Source organism: Nocardiopsis lucentensis DSM 44048 (genome assembly GCF_000341125.1).
GTDB classification, from domain to species: domain Bacteria; phylum Actinomycetota; class Actinomycetes; order Streptosporangiales; family Streptosporangiaceae; genus Nocardiopsis; species Nocardiopsis lucentensis.
Genome location: NZ_ANBC01000627.1, coordinates 1 through 8,450, shown reverse-complemented (window position 1 = coordinate 8,450; position 8,450 = coordinate 1). Strand labels below are relative to the sequence as shown.

Genomic DNA, 8,450 nt, shown 5'->3' with positions numbered 1-8,450 from the left:
CGCCTCCCTGCCGCAGACCCTGGACGAGGTCTCCGGCGGGGTCCTGACCGGCACCGTCTCGGACGCCATCGACGCCGCGCTGTCCGTTCTGCGCGATCTGGAGGCGCGCATCCACAGGGCCGAGGCCACCCTCGGCTCCGCCACCCCCGACGAACTGGCGGCCTACGGTGACCTCATCGCCGAGTTCGAGGCGCGCGGAGGCTACGACGCCGACGCCCGCGTCGAGGCGGGCCTCCACGGACTGGGCCTGCCCGGCCTGGAACGCGACCGTCCACTGCGCACACTCTCCGGCGGGGAGCGCTCGCGGCTGGCCCTGGCCGCGATGCTGGCGGCCTCGCCCGAACTCCTGCTGCTCGACGAGCCCACCAACGACCTCGACGACCACGCGGTCGCCTGGCTGGAGGAGCGGCTCCGACGGCACCGGGGCACGGTCGTCGCCGTCACACACGACCGTGCCTTCCTCGCCGGGGTGACCACCACGGTCCTGGAGGTCGACCACGACACCCGCCGCATCAACCGATACGGCAACGGTTACGACGGGTTCCTCGCGGCGAAGGCCGCCGCCCGAGCCCGCTGGATCCGCGAGTACGAGGAGTGGACGATGGACGTCGCACGCCAGCGTCGGCTCGCGGACGCCAACGCCCAGCGCCTCGACGGCATCCCGCGCAAGATGGCCAAGGCCGCCTTCGGGCACGGCGCGTTCAAACTCCGGGGCCGCGACCACGGAGCCCGGAGCCGGATCCGCATCGCGAAGGAGCGGCTGCACCGGCTAGCGGAGAACCCTGTGGCGCCGCCTCCGGTACCGCTCCAGATGACCGCGGACTTCACCGCCGCGGCGGCGGACGGCACGCCCGCCGCGGTGCTGGAGGACGTGTCGGTCGGCCACCGGATCCACGTGCCGCGCCTGGAGCTGGCCCAGGGCGAACGTGTCCTGGTCACCGGCCCGAACGGAGCGGGCAAGAGCACGCTCCTGCGGCTGCTGGCGGGGGAGCTGGCCCCCGACTCCGGGACGGTGACCGTGCCCGGACGCGTCGGTCATCTGCGGCAGGAGGAGGCGCCGCCGCCCGCCGCCGCCACGGTCCTGGGCGCCTACGCCTCGGGGCGTCCCGGCCACCCGGACGAGTACCGGGACGAACTCGCCTCTCTCGGGCTCTTCCGCCCCGAGGACCTGGACCGGCCGGTGGCCGAGCTCTCCGTCGGGCAGCGGCGCAGGATCGAGGTTGCGCGGCTGACGTCGGGTTTCCATGACCTGCTGCTCCTGGACGAGCCGACCAACCACCTCTCCCCCGGCCTGGTGGAGGACCTGGACGAGGCGCTGACCCGCTACACGGGTGCGCTGGTGGTCGTCACGCACGACCGCTGGGCGCGCTCCCGCTTCACCGGGCGGCATCTGGAACTCCGGGAGGGGATCATCATCGATGACCATCACTCCCAGTAATGTCTACGTAACTCTTTGTCGACAAATCGGCTTGGCCATAAATAGAGACAGGGATCAACCGATATCCGGGGCGTGGCGCACGCCGGCACGCCCCGGCTTCCGACCGCGGGTTCTACCCGGGCGCCATGTCGACGAAGCGACTGTAGTGGCCCTGGAAGGCCACGGTCACGTCGGCGGTGGGACCGTTGCGGTGCTTGGCCACGATGATGTCCGCCTCGCCCGCCCGCGGGGACTCCTGGTCGTAGGCGTCCTCGCGGTAGAGCAGGATCACCATGTCCGCATCCTGCTCGATTGATCCCGATTCGCGCAGATCTGACACCTGTGGGCGTTTGTCCGTTCGCTGTTCGGGACCGCGGTTGAGCTGCGAGAGCGCGATGACCGGGACCTCGAGCTCCTTGGCCAGGAGTTTGAGGGACCGGGACATCTCGGAGACCTCCTGCTGACGGCTCTCCACCCGGCCGGGCGTGGACATCAGCTGGAGGTAGTCGACCACGACGAGCTTGAGGTCGTGCTGCTGCTTGAGCCGTCGGCACTTGGCCCGGATCTCCATCATCGACATGTTCGGGGAGTCGTCGATGAACAGGGGGGCACTGGCCACCTCGCCCATCCGGCGGGCCAGCCGGGTCCAGTCGTCGTCGGTCATCTGTCCGGAGCGCATGGTGTGCAGGGCCACACGCGCCTCGGCCGAGAGCAGGCGCATGACGATCTCGTTGCGCCCCATCTCCAGGCTGAAGAAGACCGAGGTCATGTCGTGCTTGATCGACGCCGCCCGGGCGAAGTCCAGGGCCAACGTGGAGTTGTGGGTGGGGATCATGGACCTGGTCGCCAGGAACAGGTGGTCCGGGTGCTCTACCTGGATACAGCGGACCGGAACGCTGTCCACACGGCGCGCGTCGGTGATGAACCTGGAGTCGATCCGGCGGTACTTTCGGCCCTCGCCGCGCTCGCGGTGCTCCGCCCGCTTGCGTTCGATCCCGAAGACCTCGCGTCGTGAACCGAAGGTGATCGTGTAGCAGGTGGACGAGCCCTCACAGCGTCCGCCGACCCGCTTGGCGAACATCCCCGTGCGGTACCCGAGGCTGTGCGCGAGCTCTCGGAAACCCTTCGCCAGACGCTCATTGGTGACGGCGAACTGGATCGACCCATCGGCATTCACGCTGCCGTCGCTGTCCAAAAGTCCCGCCAGGAGGGCTCTGCGCTGTCGCAGTGAGGCACGCAGGTAGAGATCGGGGATGTGCTTGTCACCGAGGACGCCGGTCGAGCGCAGCAGGGCCTGGACGCTGCCGTGGTCGCGGATGCAGTCACGGCACCGGGACTGGCCGAAGCACGGACGGCCGCAGTTCGCGCAACTGGTGTGCGGAACCGGATCGGAGACGAACCGTGCCTTGCCACCGCAGGACTGTCCACAGCTTCGGACGTGCGGAAGTTTGGGGGTGAACAGGGTCCCGCACACCACGCACGCCCGTTCGACGGGTGCGGTGTCCTCCTCCGGCAGGAACACTCCGTAGGCCATTCCGGTGGACCCCACCGGCTTGGTCACCAGGCCCTCGGCCTCGATGTTGGTGAGGACCTCGGGGTCGGTGGTGGTGACGCGAGCCGCGGCCGAGGCACCCTCCCCCAGCCACACTCCCAGGAAGTACGGCGGAAGCGGCAGCTCCCTCTCCGGAAGGTCCAGGGGTTCGGCGTTGGCCACCGAGTGGTTCAGTCGACGGTCGGCCGTCTCCAGGCGTAGCGTCCGCTCGATCTCCCGGGTCGTGCGCACGGCGGGAAGTACTCGGGGAGTCGCGTCTCCTCGGCTCCTCGCCTCCTGCGCCGCACGTCGCGAGGCTCGCGTGTCCGTCAACCACTGGTGCTCGGCGTCGGCGACGACCTTGGTTCCGTCGTCGAACGTGACCTCGTAGGACGGACGATCGACCATCACCTCGGTGGCGGCGACCACCCGCGTGGGCGTGCCGTCGGCGGCGAGCACCTCGTCGCCCACCTCCACGTCACCCATCGTGGTCCAGCCGTCGGGAGTGGGGACCGGGGTGTCCAGCGCCAAGGCCTTACCCATGGCCGGCCGGGCGGCGATGATGATCATCTGGCCGGGGTGGAGACCGTTGGTCAGGGCGTCGAAGTCGGCGAAGCCCGTCGGTACACCGGTGAGCGTGCCGTCCTGGGCGCCGATCGCCTCGATCTCGTCCAGGGCTCCGGGCATGACGTCGCCGAGGATGACGTAGTCCTCGCCCGTGCGCTTCTCCGCGACCTTGTACACCTCGGCCTGGGCGTGGTCGACGAGGTCGTCCACCTCGCCGTCCCCCGCGTACCCGATCTGGGCGATCCGGGTGCCGACCTCGACCAGGCGGCGCAGGACGGCGCGGTCGGAGACGATCTTGGCGTAGTAGCCCGCGTTGGCGGCGGTCGGGATGGCCTCGGTCAGCGTGTGCAGGTAGGTGGCGCCGCCGACACGGGTGGCCTCGCCGCGCTTGGTCAGTTCGGCATTGACGGAGATGGCGTCGACCGGCTCACCACGGGAGAAGAGGTCGACGACGCAGTCGTAGATGATCTGGTGCGCCGGTCGGTAGAAGTCCGCGGACCGGATGATCTCCACGACCTGTGTGATGGCGTCCTTGGAGAGCAGCATGCCACCGAGCACACTCTGCTCCGCCTGGATGTCGTGCGGGGGTGTGCGCTCGTATCCGCCTGTCTCGGGCGGTGGCTCGGCAACACTCACGAACTCTCTCCCAGGGGACGTGCCTCGCGTCGGGTCCGGACGCGGCCCGACCTCTCCAGCATGCCGCATGGCCGAGAGCGGGGACGCCGCGGAGCGGGTTGTGTACCCGTCCTTTATCACCATCTCCGGTGCCCTGCGGGGCATCCGGGACAGAGGTTGTGCACATCACCTGTGGATAACTTTCCCCACATCCACACATACCGACTTCCACCTGCGAAAACACAGTGTGGACGGAGACGTGAAAGATGTCTCACGCCCCCCGTTTCCACAAGTTATCCACAGGCTTCGGCGGGGTTGTGGACAACCTCTCAATCCCCATCGAACGCCTGTCCGGTACTGTGGCGGGGTCATGCCGAAACTCCTCTCGGCGGCCCCGTTCCGCCACCGCCATGACCGCGAGATCCTCGCCCTGGCGGTCCCCTCCTTCTTCGCCCTCGTCGCCGAACCGCTGTTCCTGCTCACCGACACGGCGATCGTCGGCACCCTGGGCACCCAGGCCCTGGGCGCGCTGGGGGTGGCGGGGCAGGTACTGCTGACCCTGGCGTCCGTGTGCATCTTCCTCGCCTACGGGACCACGGCGGCGGTCGCCCGCAAGTTCGGCGCCGGGGACGTGCGCGGAGGTATCCGGGACGGGGTCGACGGCCTCTGGCTGGCCGTCCTGCTGGGTGTGGCGGCCATCGCGGTCGGCTGGCCGCTGGGGCCCGCGCTCGTCGACCTGCTGGGCGCTTCGGCGGACGTACGCCCATACGCGCTCACCTACCTGCGGATCAGTCTGCTGAGTACACCGTTCCTGCTGATCGTCATGGCGGGAACCGGTGTTTTGCGGGGACTCCAGGACGCTCGTACCCCACTGGTGGTCGCGGTCGCGTCGTACGTGGGCAACGCGGCGCTGTGCGCGGTGTTCGTGCTGCTCCTCGACTGGGGGATCGCGGGTTCGGCCTGGTCGACGGTGATCGCTCAGGGGGGCGGGGCGTTCTGGTACGTCGCGATGATCGCCCGGGCCGCGCGCCGTGAGCGGGTGTCCCTGGCGCCCAGCCTGGGCGGACTGCGGGCCTCCGCCTCGGCGGGGTTCGCGCTGTTCCTGCGCAGCGTGTCGATGCGGGTGGTGCTCCTGGTGACGACGGCCGTGGCCGCGCGGCTCGGCGACGAGTCGATCGCCGCCCACCAGGTCAGTTTCAACGTGTGGGCGCTGCTCGTGTTCGCGATGGACGCGATCGCCATCGCCGGTCAGTCGATCGTCGGCCGGTACCTGGGCGCCGGGGACGTGCCCGGCACCCGCGACGCGACCCGGCGCATGGTCGAGTGGGGTGTCCTGCTCGGTCTGGTGTTCATGGTGCTGGTGTTCGCCGTGCTGCCCTGGGCCCCGATACCGTTCACCGCCGACCCCGAGGTGCGCGTCCTCATCATGGCCACGCTCGTGGTCGCCGCCCTCCTGCAACCCCTGAGCGGGGTGACCATGGTCCTCGACGGTGTGCTGATGGGCGCCGGGGACCAGCGCTATCTGGCGTGGGCGTCGCTGTGGACGATGCTGGTCTTCCTGCCGTTCGCCCTGCTGCTGCCCCGACTGGCGGCCGATGAGCTGTGGGGGCTGATCGGCCTGTGGACGGCGTTCGCGGTATGGATCCTCGCCCGCGCGGTCACCCTCGGGGTCCGAGCGCGCGGCACGGCCTGGTTGGTCACCGGAGCGACCCGCTCCTGAACCCCGTCGTGGGCCCCTCGTGCACCCGGTGCGAGGGTCGAGGTCCGGGTGCACGGGCACCCGTCTTCCTTGGACCGCCCGGGGTGATGGCCCCGGGCGTGATGGCAGACTGGCGGCATGGTGACGAATGAGCCGTGGGCGGGGTTTCACGGTGACCTGCTGGCGGCGAAGGCGTCGGTGTACGACCCCAGCGGTTTCACCTGCTCGCCACCGGCCCCCGAACCGGAGAGCGCCGAGTACGCGGCCTGCGCGTTCACGCTCGACGGGCGCTCGGTTCGGTTCCGCGTGGCCAAGACCACCCCGACGAAGGCGGGCCAGTTCGTCACCGTGTGGCAGCGGTCTCAGGAGGGGCCGATCCGCCCCTTCGACACCGACGACGGGGTGGACCTCTTCGTCGTCAGCAGCCGTGGCGACGGCTTCGGGCAGTTCGTGTTCCCGCGCGAGGTGCTGTGCGAACGCGGCATCGTCTCCCGTGACGGCTCCGGAGGAAAGCGCGGATTCCGCGTCTATCCGCCGTGGGTGACCACGACCAACCGGCGGGCCCGGGGCGTCCAGGCATGGCAGGTGAACTACTTCCTCAGCCTCGGCCGGACCGGGCATGCCGACCTGACGCGCGCCCGCGCCCTCTACCACCCGTAGACGGGGCACGCCGTGCCCACACCTCGACAAGACGACAAAGCGCGATCACCACATGTCGACCGCCGTCGGGAGCCTGGGGTGAGGGGTGTCCCCGGCCCCCGGACGTCCGCCCGGGTCACGGGGCGGTCAGGCGGACGTGTCGAGCTCTCCCAGGGCCGGACCGTGGTAGAAGGGCATGCTCCGCTCCCCGTTCGGGGTGGGCGGATAGGTGGGCAGCTCCTCCAGCGTCAGCTCGGTGCCGGCGACCCGGCTCAGGTGCCGCAGCTTCTCCCGCAGGCTGGACGCCACGTCCCTGCGCAGCTCGGGCAGCATCGCGTACAGCCGGTCGCCGGGGCACGCGGTCGCGTTGAAGTCCCTGTGGCCGACGATCGCGTCGGCCGGGTTGAGCTGGTAGACGAGGCACAGCCAGGTACACGTCTCCACCAGCGCCTCCATCAGCTCCCCCGGCGGCTTGGCCGAGCTGTAGAGGCCCTCGTTCTCGATCCCGATCGTGTGCGAGTTGTGGTTGGCGGTGTGCGCCCCGATCACGTGTCCGCCGTTCCAGATCGACGGCAGCGACCTGTCCCGCCCCTCCATGATGTAGCCGCCCCGGCTGATCGTCAGCTGCTGGCCGGTGTCGTTCCACCCGTTGTTGTCCATGTGGTGCCGCTGGATCGCCCGGGACAGCGCGGCGGCGTGCGACTTCGACATGTCGGACGTGTTGGACGTGGCCGTGTGGTGCACGACGATGTGGGTCGGCGGGTGGCCGAGGATGTCGACCGGTGTCTTGGGCCGCCGAGCCCCCCAGTCGGACCGCTTGTACACCTTGGGCCGCACCGCGGCGATGGCCGTGTCCGTCGCGGACACGGCCATCGTTCCACCGAGCAGCACTCCCCCGGCCGCCAGGGCGGACCCTCGGAGCATGGTTCTGCGATCCACGAGTGGTGGATGGTCAGGAGTGGGTCGTCTGTGAACGGACATGGTTCGTCGTCCTCTCCGTGCGGGGTGTCACTATGCGTGATACCAACACAGAGAACACGATAAGTTACAATGAGTAACTAAAGAGTGCGTTCCGGTTCCTTGGCGTGTCTCGGGCACCCCGCGCGTGAAGCGGCCCTGAAACGCAGGTACCCCGCCTCTCCCGTGGAGAAGCGGGGTACCGACGAGTCGGACGGATCGGCTCAGACGCCGACGACGTCCAGCTTGATCTGCGCGGAGACCTCGGGGTGCAGGCGGACCTGGACCTTGTGGGCACCGGCGGACTTGATCGGGTTCTTGATCTCGATCCGGCGCTTGTCCAGCTCGGGACCGCCGGAGGCCTTCACGGCCTCGACGATGTCCGCGGGCTTGACCGCACCGAACAGACGACCGCCCTCACCGGCGCGCTGCTTGAGACGCACGGTGAGCGCACCGACCTGACCGGCGACCTGGCGGGCCTCGTCCAGGCTGCGGATGTCACGCGCGGAGCGCGCCCGCTGGATCAGGTCGATCTGCTTCTGGCCGCCACGCGTCCACCGAATGGCGAACCCGCGGGGCAGCAGGTAGTTGCGGCCGTAGCCGTTCTTCACCTCGACGACGTCGCCGGGGGCTCCGAGACCGTTGACCTCGTGGGTCAGGATCAGCTTCACGACAAAAACCTCCCTCGGAAAATCCCGGCTAGCGAGCGGTGCTGGTGTAGGGCAGCAGGGCCACCTCGCGCGCGTTCTTGATCGCGGTCGCGACGTCGCGCTGGTGCTGGGTGCAGTTACCCGTGACGCGGCGGGCGCGGATCTTCCCGCGCTCGGAGATGAACTTACGGAGAAGCGTGGTGTCCTTGTAGTCGATGTAGGACTGCTTCTCCTGGCAGAAGAGGCAAACCTTCTTCTTGGGCTTGCGAGCTGCCGGCTTGGCCATCGTGGTGCTCCTTCGCAAGAGCCCCGGGGTCCTCCCGGGGATGGTCTGTGACAAGTGGATGGTGGCTCGGCGCCCTCGGGCGGGCACCG

General features: G+C 69.3%; 7 protein-coding genes. 3 read left to right on the top strand and 4 right to left on the bottom strand.

Going from position 1 to position 8,450, the window contains the following annotated elements; genetic code table 11:
• The coding region (locus D471_RS35605) for an ATP-binding cassette domain-containing protein (protein WP_017600714.1) at positions 1–1,438 on the top strand (1,438 nt) is incomplete at its 5' end.
• Positions 1,439–1,550: 112 nt separating this feature from the next.
• Here D471_RS35605 and dnaB read toward each other — a convergent pair.
• A complete protein-coding gene (gene dnaB / locus D471_RS0122500; RefSeq protein ID WP_026127979.1) occupies positions 1,551–4,151 on the bottom strand; it encodes a replicative DNA helicase in 2,601 nt (866 codons plus the stop codon).
• A 349-nt stretch (positions 4,152–4,500) separates the two neighbouring features.
• Here dnaB and D471_RS0122495 point away from each other — a divergent pair, with 349 nt between their 5' ends.
• Entirely contained in the window at positions 4,501–5,850 is a 1,350-nt protein-coding gene (locus tag D471_RS0122495) for an MATE family efflux transporter (protein WP_017600712.1), read from the top strand.
• A gap of 117 nt (positions 5,851–5,967) precedes the next feature.
• Positions 5,968–6,489, top strand: a complete 522-nt coding sequence (locus D471_RS0122490) for a MepB family protein (RefSeq protein ID WP_017600711.1) — start codon at positions 5,968–5,970, stop codon at positions 6,487–6,489.
• 126 nt (positions 6,490–6,615) lie between these two features.
• Here the strand turns inward: D471_RS0122490 and D471_RS0122485 are convergent, their stop codons facing one another.
• The 3 genes from D471_RS0122485 to rpsR form a co-directional block, all read right to left on the bottom strand.
• Positions 6,616–7,449: a peptidoglycan recognition protein family protein gene (locus tag D471_RS0122485; RefSeq protein ID WP_026127978.1), complete on the bottom strand. Its 834-nt coding sequence runs from the start codon at positions 7,447–7,449 to the stop codon at positions 6,616–6,618.
• A 200-nt stretch (positions 7,450–7,649) separates the two neighbouring features.
• Complete coding sequence (gene rplI, locus D471_RS0122480; RefSeq protein ID WP_017600709.1) at positions 7,650–8,096, bottom strand: 50S ribosomal protein L9; 447 nt, start codon at positions 8,094–8,096, stop codon at positions 7,650–7,652.
• Positions 8,097–8,124: 28 nt separating this feature from the next.
• Positions 8,125–8,361, bottom strand: a complete 237-nt coding sequence (gene rpsR, locus D471_RS0122475; protein ID WP_013155832.1) for a 30S ribosomal protein S18 — start codon at positions 8,359–8,361, stop codon at positions 8,125–8,127.
• Positions 8,362–8,450 lie beyond the last annotated feature (89 nt).

Excerpts from the sequence above, each read along its gene's own strand:
- rpsR (WP_013155832.1), bottom strand. The coding sequence starts at position 8,361 with ATGGCCAAGCCGGCAGCTCGCAAGCCCAAGAAGAAGGTTTGCCTCTTC.
- D471_RS0122485 (WP_026127978.1), bottom strand. The coding sequence starts at position 7,449 with ATGTCCGTTCACAGACGACCCACTCCTGACCATCCACCACTCGTGGAT.
- D471_RS0122490 (WP_017600711.1), top strand. The coding sequence starts at position 5,968 with ATGGTGACGAATGAGCCGTGGGCGGGGTTTCACGGTGACCTGCTGGCG.
- D471_RS0122495 (WP_017600712.1), top strand. The coding sequence starts at position 4,501 with ATGCCGAAACTCCTCTCGGCGGCCCCGTTCCGCCACCGCCATGACCGC.